Below are 13,780 nucleotides of genomic sequence, written 5' to 3' on the forward strand. Positions count from 1 at the left end.
GCTCGGTACTCCTACGCATGGATTTCAAGGGCGCCTCATCATAAAGGCGAGCGATGGCTTTTGGCTTCCGGCGACGTCCCGCAACACGCAGTCTCCCCTCCACGGCTCAACGCTTGCCCAGTTTCGGTACGGGGTGGTGTTCGAGGGCGATGTCGATGTTCTTCGTTTCCATGTAGAAGTCGAAGCTGTAGTCGCCCCCGTCCCGGCCGATCCCGCTCGACTTCATGCCGCCGAAGGGCGTGGGCAGATGGCGCACGTTCTCCGAATTCACCCAGACCATGCCCGCTTCGAGGCGCTGGGCGAAGGCATGGGCCCGGGTGACGTCGCGCGTCCAGAGATAAGCGGCCAGGCCATAGTCGATGTCGTTGGCGATGTCGAGGGCTTCTGCTTCCGTGTCGAAGGGGATAGCGGTGAGAAAGGGGCCGAAAACCTCCTCCCGGGCGATACGCATGGACCGGTCGGCATCCCCGAAAAGCGTGGCCTCGAAGTAGTTCCCCGATCTTTCATTGACCGGCCTGCCGCCTCCGGCCACCAGGGTGGCGCCTTCCTCTCGCCCGGCTGACACGTAGCCCAGCACCTTCTCGAGATGAAACGGATGGATCATGGGGCCCAGCTCAGTCTCCGGGTCGAAGGGATTTCCAATACGGACACACTTCACGCGTTCGGCGAGCCGATCGATAAATGGACCGTAAATGGACCGCTCCACCAGCAGGCGGCTGCCCGAGGTGCACCGCTCGCCGTTGAGGCTGTAGATCATGAACACCGCGGCGTCCAGGGCGCGTTCCAGGTCCGCGTCGGCGAAGACGACGACCGGGTTCTTGCCGCCCAGTTCGAAATGCACCCGTTTGAGGGTCTCCGCGCCCTGGCTCATGATCGCCCGGCCGGTCCGCGTGTCTCCCACGAAGCCGATAGCCTTGATATCCGGGTGCGCGGTAAGCGACCTTCCCGTGGTCTCGCCGATGCCGTTGACTACGTTGACCACGCCCGGCGGAACACCCGCCTCGTGGACCAACTCGGCCAGGCGCATGGCCGTGACCGGGCTCCATTCCGCGGGTTTGTGCACGACTGTGCAGCCGGCCGCCAGCGCGGGCGCCATCTTCCACGTGCTGAGCATGAAGGGCGTGTTCCAGGGCGTGATGACGCCCACCGGTCCGATGGGTTGCCTCAGCGTATAATTCAGGTGTCCGGCCGCCGGCAGCGACAGGCCGTCCGAGGCGCTTTCGGCGCGGTCCGCGAAGAACCGGAAGTTCTCGGCGGCGCGTGCCGCGGCCTTGGACATGAAGCGTATGGGCTGGCCGGTATCGAAGGTCTCCAGCAGGGCGATCTCTTCGCCGTTTTTATCGATCAGGTCGGCAACCCGGTGCAGCAGGCGTTTTCTCTCGGCCCCGGTCGTATCCCGCCAGTCCCTGAAGGCGGCCGTCGCCGTGCGGGCCGCGTCATCGATCTCCTCCGCCGCGCCGTGCGCGACGGTGCAAAGCGCGGTATTGTCGATGGGCGTGGCGTTCTCGAACGTATCACCGCTGGCGGATGGCACGGACGAGCCGCCGATGAGGTGGCCTATGCCCGTTTCGCGGAACCGGGTGAGGAATCCTTCCGCCTTGACCTGGTTCGGGTGCTTTTCGCTGGCTATGATGCACGCTCCTCGAGACTGGCCACCACGTCGTTTTCCAGCGCGCCCAGTCCGTCCACTTCCAGCCGGAGCCGGTCGCCCGCGTGGATGTGGGAAATGCCGTCCGGCGTGCCCGACCAGATCATGTCCCCCGGGTTCAGGGTCATGTAGGCGGTGATGTACTCGATCAACTCGGCGATGCTGTGGCGCAGGTCGCCGGACCAGCCTTCCTGGCGCAGTTCCCCGTTTACATAGGTGCGCAGGTGCACGTCGGTGGGATCGATCTCGTCCGCGGTGGTCAGATAGGGGCCGAGCGGACCGAAGGTATCGAATCCCTTCGCCTTGATCGGCGGCCGGAAGTAGTTGCTCACGAAATCCCGGATCGTCAGGTCGTTTCCGATGGTATAGCCGCCCACGTAGTCCAGGGCCTGTACGGCCTTTACCTTCCGGGCCGGCCGGCCGATCACGGCGACGAGTTCGCATTCGTAATGCAGGTAGTCGAATTCCGGGGGGACGACGATTTTGGCACGGTGTCCGATGAAGGTCTGGGGCATCTTGTTGAACAGGATGGGTTCCTCGGGCAGGTCCAGGTTCAGTTCCTTCGCGTGCTCGGTGTAACCCAGCGCGACGCCGATGGCCTTGCTCGTATGGGCCACCGGAGGCAGGAACATGACGTCCTCCGGGTCATAGGCGACCGTGCCCACCATGAGTTGTCCGTTCTCGTAGACGGCCTCGAGGACCTGGCCGTTGCAGGCGAAACGCGCAGTTTTCATAAAATCGCTCCGTTACATCCGTTATACTTCGTACCACCGATCGACGCAGCGATTCAGCTGATCGGGATCGGGAAAGTGTTCTTCCATGTCCTGTATCGCGGTTTCCACCTCTGTCGCCGTCGGAACGAGGTCCCTTTGTCCGGCGGAGAGATCGTAGACCGACCGGCCTTCCGTGGAAAGGGGCATGTCCAGGTCGATCCGGACCGCGGGCCGGCGCCTGAGCAGGACGGAATAGGTGTCGCAGTACAGGTCGGGGTCGTATTCGATCGTCCTGCCATCCTTCTCTTCATCGACCAGCCCGAATCGCAGGGCCACCGCGCACAGGTCCTCCCACAACGCGTACATGATTCCGGGCCGGGCATCGCCCTTCTCCCGTTCGTGCAGGGGACGGGCACTCCGCGCTTCGCGTTGCGCTTCGATGAGTTTCCTTACCTGCCGGGAAGGCGTAGGAATGCCGAAATATGTATAGTGCTCGTCGGCCAGCAGGGGTTCGACCCGGTCCGGCTCCCTGCGGATCAGTTCGACCAGCCGGTTGCCGATGATCGGGACCTCGCCGATGAGGATATCCCGGTCGCCGCGATGCGCTTCCGCCCAGTTTCCCACCGCGCGCCGGGACCACAGACCGACCGCCTTCCGGACGCCGGCATGGGTTATCCCGTCCTCTTCGTGATAATGTTCCTTCACGTGGGCGTTTGTCAAGAAGGGCAGCCGGCAGACATCCCACTGGAGGAGGTGCGGCGTCCGGCCGCGGTCGCCGGCCATGATGGCGAGTTGCTGCAGCAACAGGCTTTTCCCGGTGCCCGGCAATCCGGCGAGAAAGACCATCTTGCGGTCGTCCACCAGGCGCTGCAGGGTCTGGGACAGTCCGCTGTCTTCGGGAATCAGAAGCATGCCGATCAGGACCGCCCTACGCGTCCCCGCCTCCTCCTCTCACCCGGTGGCCTCGCTTGAACCGGTCGACGTCGGGCATCTCGCCCACGGGGACCTCCACCAGGGTCGGCCCCTCTTCCTTGAACCCCTCGCGGATCGCCCCGCGCAGTTCGTCGGGCGTACGCGCTCGCAGCCCCCTGGCGCCGAACGATTCCGCCAGTTTTGCGAAATCGGGGTTTCGCAGGTCTGACGCGATGACCCGGTTGCCGTACAGGGTCTTCTGCATGCGTTTCACGTTTCCGTAGGCATTGTCGTTGAAAACGACCGTGACCAGGGCGATTTGATGCTGCACCGCCGTGGCCAGCTCCTGCACGCCGAACATGAAGCCACCGTCTCCGGCGATGGAGATGACCGGTTTTTCCGGGTGGGCGACCTTGACGCCCAGGGCCGTGGGAAAGCCCCAGCCCAGGGTGCCCTGGTAACCGGTGGAGATGAACGTATAGGGCTTGTACACCGGCATCACCTGCCGGCTGGCATAGCCGACCTGGGTCAGCTCTTCCACGAACAGGCCGTCCTCGCCCAGTTCTTCCCGGATGACTCCGAGATAGGCGATCTGGGGTTCCAGAGACGCCAGCATGGCCGCCGTTTCCGCTTTCAGGGTCAGCATTTCGTCCTTTCGGGATGCGCGGCGCCGGTTGTATTTCTCGACCAGGGGAATCAGCAGGGGCATGGCATTCTCGGTTCGCGCCGTGATGGGCAGGTCCGGCATGGCGATCCGGTCGTGGGCCGAACGGTCCGCGTCGATGCGAACGATCGTCAGGTTCTCGTCCACGCCCCAGTTCAGCTGGGGTATCTCGAGGCGGGAGCCCACGGCCAGCGCCACGTCCACCTTCGGCCACAACCTGTGTCCCGTGGGGTTGGTGTGGCTGAGGTAGTGGCGGCTGTCCAGTACCCCCCGGCCCGTCCGGTACCCGATCACCGGCGCCTGGAGCATTTCCGCGAGCTGGCGAACCTCTTCGGACACGTTCATGGCCCCGCGGCCCACGAAGATCATGGGGTTCTCGGCCCGTCCGAGGATGCGTGCGGCCGTTTCGAGCGCCTCCGCATCTACCGGGACCGGCGCGATGGGCAGCGGGCCGGGAATCCGATCCACCTTTCCTTCGGCCGCCAGCGCGTCCCAGGGGCATTCCAGGCCCACGGGACGGGGCCTGCCCGAATTCAACTGCCGCAGGGCTTCGGCCGTCCTGGCGGGCGCTTCGGCAGGTCCCGTGACGCGGGCGGACCACTTGGTCAGGGAACGAAGCACCCGTAATTGATCGTTTATTTCGTGAAGCTGGCCCACTTCCCGTCCGATGAACCGGGAGGGGATCTCCCCGGTCAGGCACAGGACCTTCGCGTTGGTGGCGTAAGCCGTGCACAGGGCGGCGGTGCTGTTGAGGAACCCCGGTCCCGGAACCACGTTGTAGACGCCGGCCCGGTCTGTCGAGAGGGCGTATCCCAGGGCCATGTAGGCCGCGCCCTGTTCGTGGCGGGTGTGAATGACCCGGATACGGTCGCGGTGGTCGTAGAACGCGTTGTACAGCGCGTCGTTCTGCACGCCCGGCAGCCCGAAAACCGTATCGGTCCCGTGAGAAACGAGGGTCCGGACGATCGCTTCGGCGGTGGTCATTTCATCCATGGAAGACGAGGGGGCGGGCACGGCCGCGCGGGCGGTCACAGGTCGATCCGGTACAGGGGCTCCACGCCCCGTGCGATCCGATCCGTGTTCTCCGCGGCCGCGGCGGCCCGGCGCCGGGCGGTGCCGTCCGTCACACCGGCGATGTGCGGGGTAGCCACCACGTTGGGCAACTGGTAGACGGGAAGCGGCGGGTCCGGGGGGTCCTGGGCGAATACGTCGAGACCGGCGCCCCCGATCTTCCCGGATACCAGCGCCTCGTAGAGAGCCGTTTCATCCACCAGGGCGCCGCGGGCTACGTTGATGATGGCCGCCGTCCGCTTCATGCGACCCAGCTGCCGGGCGTCGATGATATGCCGGGTTTCGTCGTTCAGGTGCAGGTGGAGGGACAGGAAGTCGCATTCGGCCACGACCCGGTCGAGATCGTCCGGCGTACCCATGAATTCCGGCTGTATGTCGTCGAGGACTTCAGACTCAATTTCGCGGACGTCGATGCCCATGATCTTCATGCCGAAAGGTTTGGCCCGACGGGCCAGGGCCTGGCCGCTCGCACCGAATCCCACGATGCCCAGTGTCTGATTCTCCAGCTCGTAACCGATCGGATCGTACATGCGGGCCGCGCTGAAATTGTCCGCCGCTTCCTGGTAACGCCGCGACAGCATGATGATGAACATCATGGCCGTCTCGGCCAGGGCGACGTCGCTGAAAAGACCCGGCGTATTGGCCGTCGGGATGCCTTTGGTCTTGATATAAGCCAGGTCGAAATGGTCGAATCCCGTCCCCACGATCTGCCACAGCCGGCAGTCGGTCGCGGCGTCCATCATTTCCCGCGTGCCCCGGCTTCCGCCCTGGTCGATCACCACGTCCATGCCGGCGAACTGCGGCGCCAGGGGCCGGTCGTCGTCGAGTTCCTTCAGGTCGTGCCGGTCCCCGATGGCCGCCTTGATGTTCTCGCACCAGGGGGTGTAGAGGCGACGCATGGGCAGCAGGATGACGTTCAGTCTTTCCATGAGATTTCCCAAACTCATCCGGTCTCTTTCGCGAGGAGATCCACCGGCGTCGTGTCCTGCACGTCGGTCCGGAACACCCAGGTACCCTCCTTCACGTAGTGCACGGCGAAGGCCAGGCGGGACCGGGTACGGGACCGGTTGGCATAGGAACCGTGTACCGTCCTGCTGGTGAAGAACACGCCGCTGCCGCACGGCACCGTCAACCGGGCGAGGTCCTCTTCCCCGATGCCGACCACGTCGAAGGAGTAGAGTTTCTCGGTCCATTCGCGGCCATCCGGCGATCGCATGCCGTATTCACTCACCCAGCTTACGTGCTCAGGGTTGGTGTTCAGGGTCGTTTCCCGCAGGGCGTCCCGGTGGCTGCCCGGCGCCACGCACAGACCGCCGTTCTCCGGATCGGTATCGCTCATGGCGATCCAGCAGGCCATCAGAGTATCGGGCTCGTTCGGCAGATAGTGGGAATCCTGGTGAAGCGAGATGCCGGCCCCGCCCAGTTCCTCGGCCGGCCTGGCCGGATCCTTGGCCATGTACATGGTCTGCACGATGCGAGGGCGGCCGCCCAGGATCTGGCCGGCGACGCCCGCGACGTTGGGATGGGTGGCGAGCCTGCGCCAGTACGGATCGGACAGGTGGGTGCGGAGTCCCTGTCTCAGGGATTCCGATTCCGGGTCGGCCTGGTGTCTCAGGAACGCCGCCACCTCGTCCGCCGTCAGGAGATCGGAGACGACGAGATAGCCATCGGCGTGAAACCGGTCGATCTGCGCGCCGGTGAGCTGGATAGGTAAGGATTCCGTCTGCATGTCCGGCGGTCCTCGCTGGCAACCCGCTGAAGGAACGGACTCGGGAAACATCCTGCTGCTGAGGTCGAAAACAATCAACCTAAGAAAACGCACCCGGTGATCCGGGTCAAGGAGTTCGTCCCGTGCATGGGCTGCGGCAGAACCGGTGCTACAACTGGTTGAGCAGCATCAACTCACCCGGAAAGGGATGGAGGTAGGTCTGGTCTTGCAGGTAGGTGATATCGAACTCCCGGACGTAATGCCGCAGCATGACGACCGGAACGATCAGGGGCAGGAGTTCCTCGCGGTACTTCTGGATCATGCGGGTCAGTTCACGACGCGTACGGCCGTCGAGCCGGTCTGAAACGAACCCTGCCATGTGCTGCAGCACATTGGTGTGGTTACGCCGGGAAGGCGTGCGTTTCATGACCCGGTTGAATTCGCCCAGATAGGCGTCCGCCAGTTCGTGGGTGGTGGCGTAACGCTCCGGTCGGGCCAGCAGCCGGCCGAGACGCCGTGTGCCCCCCTGGCTGTGGGCCATGAGGAGGTATTTGTAGGCCCGGTGGTAGCTCATCAGCGAATCCCGGGTCAGACCCCTCGAGACCAGTTGCAGCCAGCGGTAACAGGCGAAGACCCGGCTGATGAAGTTCTCCCGGACCCGCGGGTTATTCAGCCGCTGCTCTTCCTCCACGGGCAGATGGGGCAGGGCTTCCATCAGCCGCCGGGCGAACACCCCGCGTCCGTTCCTGAGGACGGCGCCCCCCGGCTGGACGACGGGCACCCGGTCCATGCCGCAGGAGGGAGACCGGCTTTTCAGGATGTATCCGCTGAGTTTCGCCTGCTCCAGGGACTGCACGCGCTGCCGGGCGAACCAGTCCACCATGTCGGTGTGATCGACGCCGGCTTTCGTCAGCATCCGGACACCGCCGTCGACCGCCGTCAATTGCACGGTCTCCCGAGGCGTGCCCATGCCCGCTTCCACTTCCGGGCAGACCGGGACCCATTCCACGTACCGGCCGACCACGTCCACCAGGTAGTCGTCGCGCTTGTGGCCGCCGTCGTAGCGGACTCGCTCGCCGAGCAGGCACGACGAGATGCCGATGCGTACGGGCAGTTCGAACCGGTGGATGTCCATCATGGATACTTCGCTCATCTCGCTCATGGCAGGGCGTCCATCATGCTACGCTACCAGCGGTCGATTGCGCCGAGCAGCAGTTTCTGTTCCCTGGTTCCCTTTTCCCGCATGGCGGTCACCCGGAGACCGTCGAAGGGTTCCCGGGACTTCATCCAGGCGTTCTGGTAGCACATCAGGCAGACCCTGCGGTTGCGGTCCGACTGGTTGGCGGCCCCGCGGTGAAAGAGCCAGCCGTCGAACAGGACGGCCTGTCCCGGCCTTGCCAGCACCTGCTTCTCGTCCGGAAAGCGGGCATGGGTCTCCGGCGGCTTGAACGGCGCCCCGTGGCTGCCCGGCACGATGACGATGGGGCCGTTCTCCACGGTCAGCTGGTCGAGGTAGTACCCGCAGTTTATCTGACCCGGTTCGTTGCCGTAGGGCGGCGGCTCCGGATCCCTGGGCCAGGGTATGTCCCGGTGCCAGTTCTGGTCCGGCTCGCCGGTTTTCGTGACCCGCGCCGTCGCGCTGTGCAGCTGGACGCAGTTGCCCAGGATGGCCTTCATGCGATCCAGGACGGGCGGGTTGTCCAGCAGGAAGGCGAACCGTTCGTCCTCCTCCAGAAGTTGGTGGGTAAATGCCTCGCCGCGCCGGTCAAAGGTCTCGTCCAGCGCGTCCCGGAGCTGCTCGACCTGCCGGAGGGTCAGGGCGTCCTCCACGATCAGATAGCCCCACTTCCGGAAGAATGCGGCCTCTCGTTCCAGTTCGGGGGTCAGGTCCGGGTTCATCCGCGGCCCGACGATTTCGGCGTCATATCCCATGGTACTCCAGTTTGCCGCAACGCGGATTTCACCACGAAGAAACAATTACACGATGCGCATCGCACGTGTTTAGAAGAAGCCCCGGTCCTCCCGGGTAGCGCGCCGGGCTGTATCCTCGTCCAGCGTCACGCCCAGGCCCGGCTTCGTGGGCAGGTCGATGTGCCCGTTCCGGATCAGGTCCCTTTCCACCGTCAGCGTGTTCCACACGTCGTCGTCCAGGTGATGGAATTCAAGCACCTGGAAATTGGGCACCGCCGCGCACAGGTGGCACACGGCCATCGTACCGATGGGGCCGCAGATGTTGTGCGGCGAAATCGGAATGTAGTACATGTCGGCCAGGTCGGCGATCTTGCGGCCTTCGAGCAGTCCGCCCGCCTTGGCGTGGTCGGGCGATATGATGTCCGCCGCCTGCCCTTCGATAAGGTCCCGGAAGCCGTGGCGCGTATAGAAGTTCTCCCCGGTGCAGATGGGGACGCGCGTGGCCTGGGTGACTTTCGCCATGGCCTCGATGTTTTCGGGCGGCACCGGGTCTTCCAGCCACATCAGGTTGAGATCCTCGATGGCGTAGGCCACCTTGAGGATATCCACCGGCGCATAGTTCCAGTGGGCGTCTATCAGCAGGTCGGTGTTGGGGTCCAGAGCCTCCCTCAGGGCGGTGATGACGTCGACGAAGTAGGCCACGTCGTGGTTGCTGATGGTCCGGTTGTACCGGTCCCGCCGCGAGGGCTGGGGATCGATGTCGAACTTGATGGCGTCGAAGCCACGTGCTTCCACGACCCGGGCTTTCTCCGCATAGGCTTCCGGCGTTTCTTCGTCTCCCGCGTGACAATCGTTGTATATGCGGATGCGGTCCCTGAACTTGCCGCCGAGCAGTTGCCAGATGGGCACGCCGCAGGCCTGTCCCGTGATGTCCCACAGCGCCATTTCGATCCCGCTGATGGCGCTCATGACCGCGCCCTGGTAGAAACCGGAGGCGGACATGGACCCCATCATGTCGTGGAAGAGCCTGTCCACGTTCCGCGGGTCCTGGCCGATGAGCGCTCGTTCGACCAGTCTGGGGTCGGTGGCAATCTGGTGTACGCCGGCGCCGTGATACGCCTCGCCAACACCGGTCAGCCCCTCGTCTGTCCTCACCTTGACCAGCACCCAGGGAATGGGCTGGAGCAGCACGGCCCCCACGTGTGTGATTTTCATTTGTTCTCCCCGTTCGGGACGCGCCGTCTTCCCCGGTATGCGGCGCGCCGGTTCTCCCCGTATGCGAAACCGTATGCGAAACGGCGCGTCATTGCATCCTGGTCAGGGCGTCCCGGGTATTCAGATAGGGGACCGACCGTTCCAGGAACGTGTCCAGCAGTGCTCCGGGCGTGAGATCGGACGTGTCTATGGTGAACTTCCGGTGTATCCACGACTGCGCGACTTCCTCTTCGAACCGGTCCAGGACGAGTTCGACGTCCTCCGGCGGAACTAGTTGGCGGGGATGGGGGCTTGTCTCCATGCGCCGCCGGATGACCTCCGTCCGGGCGTGGAGATGGACCAGGATGGCGTCGCCGGGCAGGTCCGGCTCGTATTCCCGTACCGCGATATTGATCCCCGGATAGTAGTACCGGGGTCCGTACACCATCTCCTCGATATGGAACCCGCCGAGGAGAATGTGATCGAACTTGTGCATCAGGCGGACGTGGTACACGATCTGGAACCGTTGGAACCGCTCCTTGATGGCCGGCAGCATGTCGATGAAACCCTGCTGCTCCTCTTCGTCGAGGTGGTACGCGTCCGGTATGGTGAAATGGTCGTCGAGGTGGTGGTGGACGCCCCGTTCGTTTCCCCAGGCGTAGAGTCCGTCTATCAGCGTCGTGACTCCCGAGTATTCGCAGCCCACGGCGATCAACCGCATGGACGCTCCTTTCGTGGTTCCGCAGGTTTCAGTTCAATTCTTCGTATTGCTGCGTGTACCGCTGCAGCGCGTCGTAGTCCAGGTCGCATCCGAGTCCCGGCTTCATGGGTGTGGCCACGTGGCCGTCGACAAAGGAAATGGGCTCGACGATGAGATCGTCCTCCCGGGTCCACCCGCCGACGAAATCGGAGGCCATGGTGCAGTTCGGCGCCGCCGCGGCGGCGTGCACGAAAGAGGTGTCCGAAATACCCAGGTCATTGCCCGATCCGTGCCAGCAGGGAAGCCCGGCGGCCGCGGCCGTGGCCGCGTTGCGCTGGAAGCCGAACATGCTGCCGCCCAGATTCACGCAGTCGACCACGCCCCTGCCGGCGTCGGCTTGCAGGGCCCTGACCACGCCCGGGCCGTCCCCCAGATGCATGGCCAGGGGGAAGGGGATGGCCCGGTGGATCTCTTCGTAACCCTCGATATCTGACTTGGGAATGGGATCTTCGAATACCTCCACGTTGCCCAGGGGTTCGAGCTGCTCGGCCAGCTCGATGGCCTGGGCGGCCGTGTAGAACCGCTCATTGGGGTCCACGGTCACCTTGAATTCCGGCCCCGCCACGTCGCGCATGGCCTTCAGACGCTCGTACATGGGTTCTTCGAGCCGGCACTTGATTTTGACGCCTGTAAATCCTTGGCGCAGCCCCCTTCCCACGGCCTTTGCGCCGTCTTCAGGCGTCTGGTGGCCCATCCAGTAGTCGGCCCGGACGCGGTCCCGGACCGCGCCGCCCAGGAGGGTGTGCACGGGGAGCCCGCGGACCCGCCCCACCAGGTCCAGTACGGCCATTTCGTAGGCGTCGTAGACTGATACGGCGACCACCGAGATGTCATCGTCCGCCCGTTCGCCGCGTATCCCGAAGATGTCCTGGGGCGTGATTCCCTCGGGGTCGCGGCCGATGAGCAGCCCCGCCCCTTCCCGGACCTGTTCGATGGACAGACCCCGACCGGTCTCTCCGATCCCGGAATACTCGGTGCCAGTATCGACCCGGATGATGTGCTTGGGCACCTCGTCCCATCCTGTCTTTTCCGCGTATTCCGGGCTGTGTACCCGGCCAGGTATGGTGGGTACGACGACCGTCCATACGGAAACTGCCGTGATCTTCATCGTGGTCTCCCCGGGTGACGGGTGATCGTATCTATGCGTCTATGCGCTCTTCCGCCATTCCGTCATGAAGGCTTCCATGCCCAGCCCGGCGGGCATTTCCTCGAAATGGTAGTGCATGGGATCCGACTGGAAGCCCGGCACGTACTGCAGTGCGTCGGACTTCATCTTCTCGTCCAGCGGCGCGAAACGCCGCCACAGCGTGTCCAGTTCACCGGCGGTGAACCGGGGCTTGAGGTCTTCGTCATGGGAGATGTCGCTGCCGTAGTGCTGCCGGACCGGATGGGTGGCGAACTTCATCTTGTAGACGATCTTGGACAGGAGCACGGCGCATACGATTCGGCCGGCCTCGCCGGGGTGCAGGGCGGCGAGGCCTTCCAGGAAGGCATCTTCGTCCCGGTCGATGGCGGCGCGGAAGATGGACTCGATCAGGTCGGTCTCATCGTCATATTTTCGCCTGATGTCCCGGAATACGGCCTGTAAATCGGCGGGCAGGCATTCGATAAAGCCCAGGTCCCTGAAGGTCCTGTTCACATAGGGGAAGATCGGCCCGCCGTAGGACCGGTAACCCAGGTGTATGGTACGCCTCAGCCGGGTGCTGTAGTCGCTCCCCCAGTGCAGGATCGTATTGGTATAGACGACCCCGTCACCCGCGTCCAGCTCCACCTGCACGCCGCCGGGCAGCGGCTCGCGGGGGTTTTGTGCCAGGCAGCGGTTTTCTTCGGCCGTGTTCCCCCGTTGATGACTCTTCGGCACGACCCAGAGCACGTTGTCGTCGTACAGGGGGATATTCCACTGGAGGTAACCGGGGGCGTTGTTCAGCAGGTCCGCCTGAAGGCCCCGCAGCGGTGCCTGGTCGATGGGATGTATGTCCCGGTGCCACGCCGCCGGTCCGCGGTCGTCCACCGGGTTGCACATGAACATGAACCCCGTGCTGCCCGCGGCTTCCGCGCCCATGATGCGCCGGCTGACGCCCATGGTGTTCTCGTGCAGGCAGAAGGCCATCGTGTTGGCCGTGTCCTCGTCCACGAGGCTTTCAAAGTGAAGCCTGGGCTGGTGGCTGGTCTCCCACTCCCCGCCGGGCGGTTCTCCCGGTTTTCGCTCCCGGGCCCAGATCTCCTTCTGCCGCTCCACCATGCGCTCGAAGCTGTCCCTCAGGGGATCGAGCCAGCCAGAGGGTACCACCCCGCGAAGCACGATGAAGCCGTCTTCGAACAGTTGCCGAGGATCGAAATTCATGTAAGGGTTACCATAAAACGCTTCGACGCGGAACGATGTCCGCGCCGTATAACGGGATATTGTTCAATCTATACCGTCCCATAGGAATGTCAAGGGTGGGAAGGCACAAGTTTGCCGTTTGCCGTCTTTTGGTTTCAGGCATCCCGTTGCCACCGCGCCGGACGCGGATTTCGTCTTGCCCGGAGTCCGTCGTAAAATTAGATTACGGACCAGAATTACACGTTCGACCACCGCCCGGACCGAGTCCAGGTACATCGTTTCGCCTTCAGTCGAAAGCGTGTCCATGGCTGACCCGAAAGACTGGCACCGGTTTGTGCTGTTGCTCATTGATGTCCAGCGGGATTTCTGGCCTGAAGAGACGGCGAAAGCCTTTCCGGATTTTCCGTCGAACATCGAACGCCTGCTGGAACATGGCCGATCGTCGGACCTCGATATCGTGCATGTGCGCGCGGAGTTCGAACCGGACGGAACGGACTGGATGGCGCCTTACCGGATCAAGGGGGAGACGCCCTGCGTCCGCGGAACGCCGGGCGCCGATGCGTTGCCCTGCGCCGTCGAACGGACCGGCGAGCCCGTCATCCGGAAGCGGACCTTCGACGCTTTCCAGCAACAGGACTTATTAACCCATTTACAGCGCGCGCGGAAATCCTTTATACTGGTTGCGGGACTGGAAACCTCCGTCTGCGTGCTTTTCACGGCGGCTTCGGCGGTGCAGCGGGGGTTCCTGGCCGCCGTCGTCGAGGACTGCTGCGCCGACGATCCCGCCAAACACGCGGCGGCGTTGGCCCACTATCCTTTTGTCTTCGACCGGACGTCCCTCGAAAGACTGGAAACGGTCATGGTCCGTTTCCAGTC

At 64.0% G+C, this 13,780-nt stretch carries 13 protein-coding genes; 1 reads left to right on the top strand and 12 read right to left on the bottom strand.

All coding sequences use genetic code 11. The features are described 5' to 3' along the window. Positions 1–106: 106 nt before the first annotated feature. The 12 genes from hpaE to OXG98_15655 all read right to left on the bottom strand — a co-directional run bounded on the left by hpaE (position 107) and on the right by OXG98_15655 (position 12,925). Complete coding sequence (gene hpaE / locus OXG98_15600; protein ID MCY3773430.1) at positions 107–1,630, bottom strand: 5-carboxymethyl-2-hydroxymuconate semialdehyde dehydrogenase; 1,524 nt, start codon at positions 1,628–1,630, stop codon at positions 107–109. Then, complete coding sequence (locus OXG98_15605; protein MCY3773431.1) at positions 1,627–2,382, bottom strand: fumarylacetoacetate hydrolase family protein; 756 nt, start codon at positions 2,380–2,382, stop codon at positions 1,627–1,629. Before OXG98_15605 ends, hpaE begins: the two co-directional genes overlap by 4 nt. Positions 2,383–2,403: 21 nt before the next feature. Next, on the bottom strand, positions 2,404–3,273 hold the full coding sequence (locus tag OXG98_15610) for a hypothetical protein (GenBank protein ID MCY3773432.1): 870 nt from the start codon (positions 3,271–3,273) through the stop codon (positions 2,404–2,406). 16 nt (positions 3,274–3,289) lie between these two features. Continuing rightward, positions 3,290–4,930, bottom strand: coding sequence for a thiamine pyrophosphate-binding protein (locus OXG98_15615; protein MCY3773433.1), 1,641 nt, complete (start codon positions 4,928–4,930; stop codon positions 3,290–3,292). Positions 4,931–4,965: 35 nt separating this feature from the next. Continuing rightward, positions 4,966–5,937 carry a lactate dehydrogenase gene (locus OXG98_15620; GenBank protein MCY3773434.1) on the bottom strand — a complete coding sequence of 324 codons (972 nt, stop codon included), beginning with the start codon at positions 5,935–5,937 and terminating at the stop codon, positions 4,966–4,968. A 14-nt stretch (positions 5,938–5,951) separates the two neighbouring features. Next, complete coding sequence (locus OXG98_15625; protein ID MCY3773435.1) at positions 5,952–6,737, bottom strand: phytanoyl-CoA dioxygenase family protein; 786 nt, start codon at positions 6,735–6,737, stop codon at positions 5,952–5,954. Positions 6,738–6,885: 148 nt separating this feature from the next. Further along, positions 6,886–7,878: a DUF523 and DUF1722 domain-containing protein gene (locus OXG98_15630; protein ID MCY3773436.1), complete on the bottom strand. Its 993-nt coding sequence runs from the start codon at positions 7,876–7,878 to the stop codon at positions 6,886–6,888. Positions 7,879–7,901: 23 nt separating this feature from the next. Next, entirely contained in the window at positions 7,902–8,648 is a 747-nt protein-coding gene (locus OXG98_15635; GenBank protein MCY3773437.1) for a phytanoyl-CoA dioxygenase family protein, read from the bottom strand. A gap of 69 nt (positions 8,649–8,717) precedes the next feature. Continuing rightward, the gene (locus tag OXG98_15640; GenBank protein MCY3773438.1) at positions 8,718–9,842 is read right to left on the bottom strand and encodes a mandelate racemase/muconate lactonizing enzyme family protein; all 1,125 of its coding nucleotides are present in this window, start codon (positions 9,840–9,842) and stop codon (positions 8,718–8,720) included. Positions 9,843–9,930: 88 nt separating this feature from the next. Further along, positions 9,931–10,542: a hypothetical protein gene (locus OXG98_15645; GenBank protein ID MCY3773439.1), complete on the bottom strand. Its 612-nt coding sequence runs from the start codon at positions 10,540–10,542 to the stop codon at positions 9,931–9,933. A gap of 28 nt (positions 10,543–10,570) precedes the next feature. After that, on the bottom strand, positions 10,571–11,689 hold the full coding sequence (locus OXG98_15650) for a hypothetical protein (protein MCY3773440.1): 1,119 nt from the start codon (positions 11,687–11,689) through the stop codon (positions 10,571–10,573). Positions 11,690–11,728: 39 nt separating this feature from the next. Continuing rightward, complete coding sequence (locus OXG98_15655) at positions 11,729–12,925, bottom strand: phytanoyl-CoA dioxygenase family protein (protein MCY3773441.1); 1,197 nt, start codon at positions 12,923–12,925, stop codon at positions 11,729–11,731. Between the two features lie 283 nt (positions 12,926–13,208). Between OXG98_15655 and OXG98_15660 the strand changes: the two genes are divergently transcribed. Then, a partial coding sequence (locus OXG98_15660) for a cysteine hydrolase (GenBank protein MCY3773442.1) occupies positions 13,209–13,780 on the top strand: 572 nt, incomplete at its 3' end.

The organism is Gemmatimonadota bacterium, assembly GCA_026706345.1.
Classification (GTDB): domain Bacteria; phylum JAAXHH01; class JAAXHH01; order JAAXHH01; family JAAXHH01; genus JAAXHH01.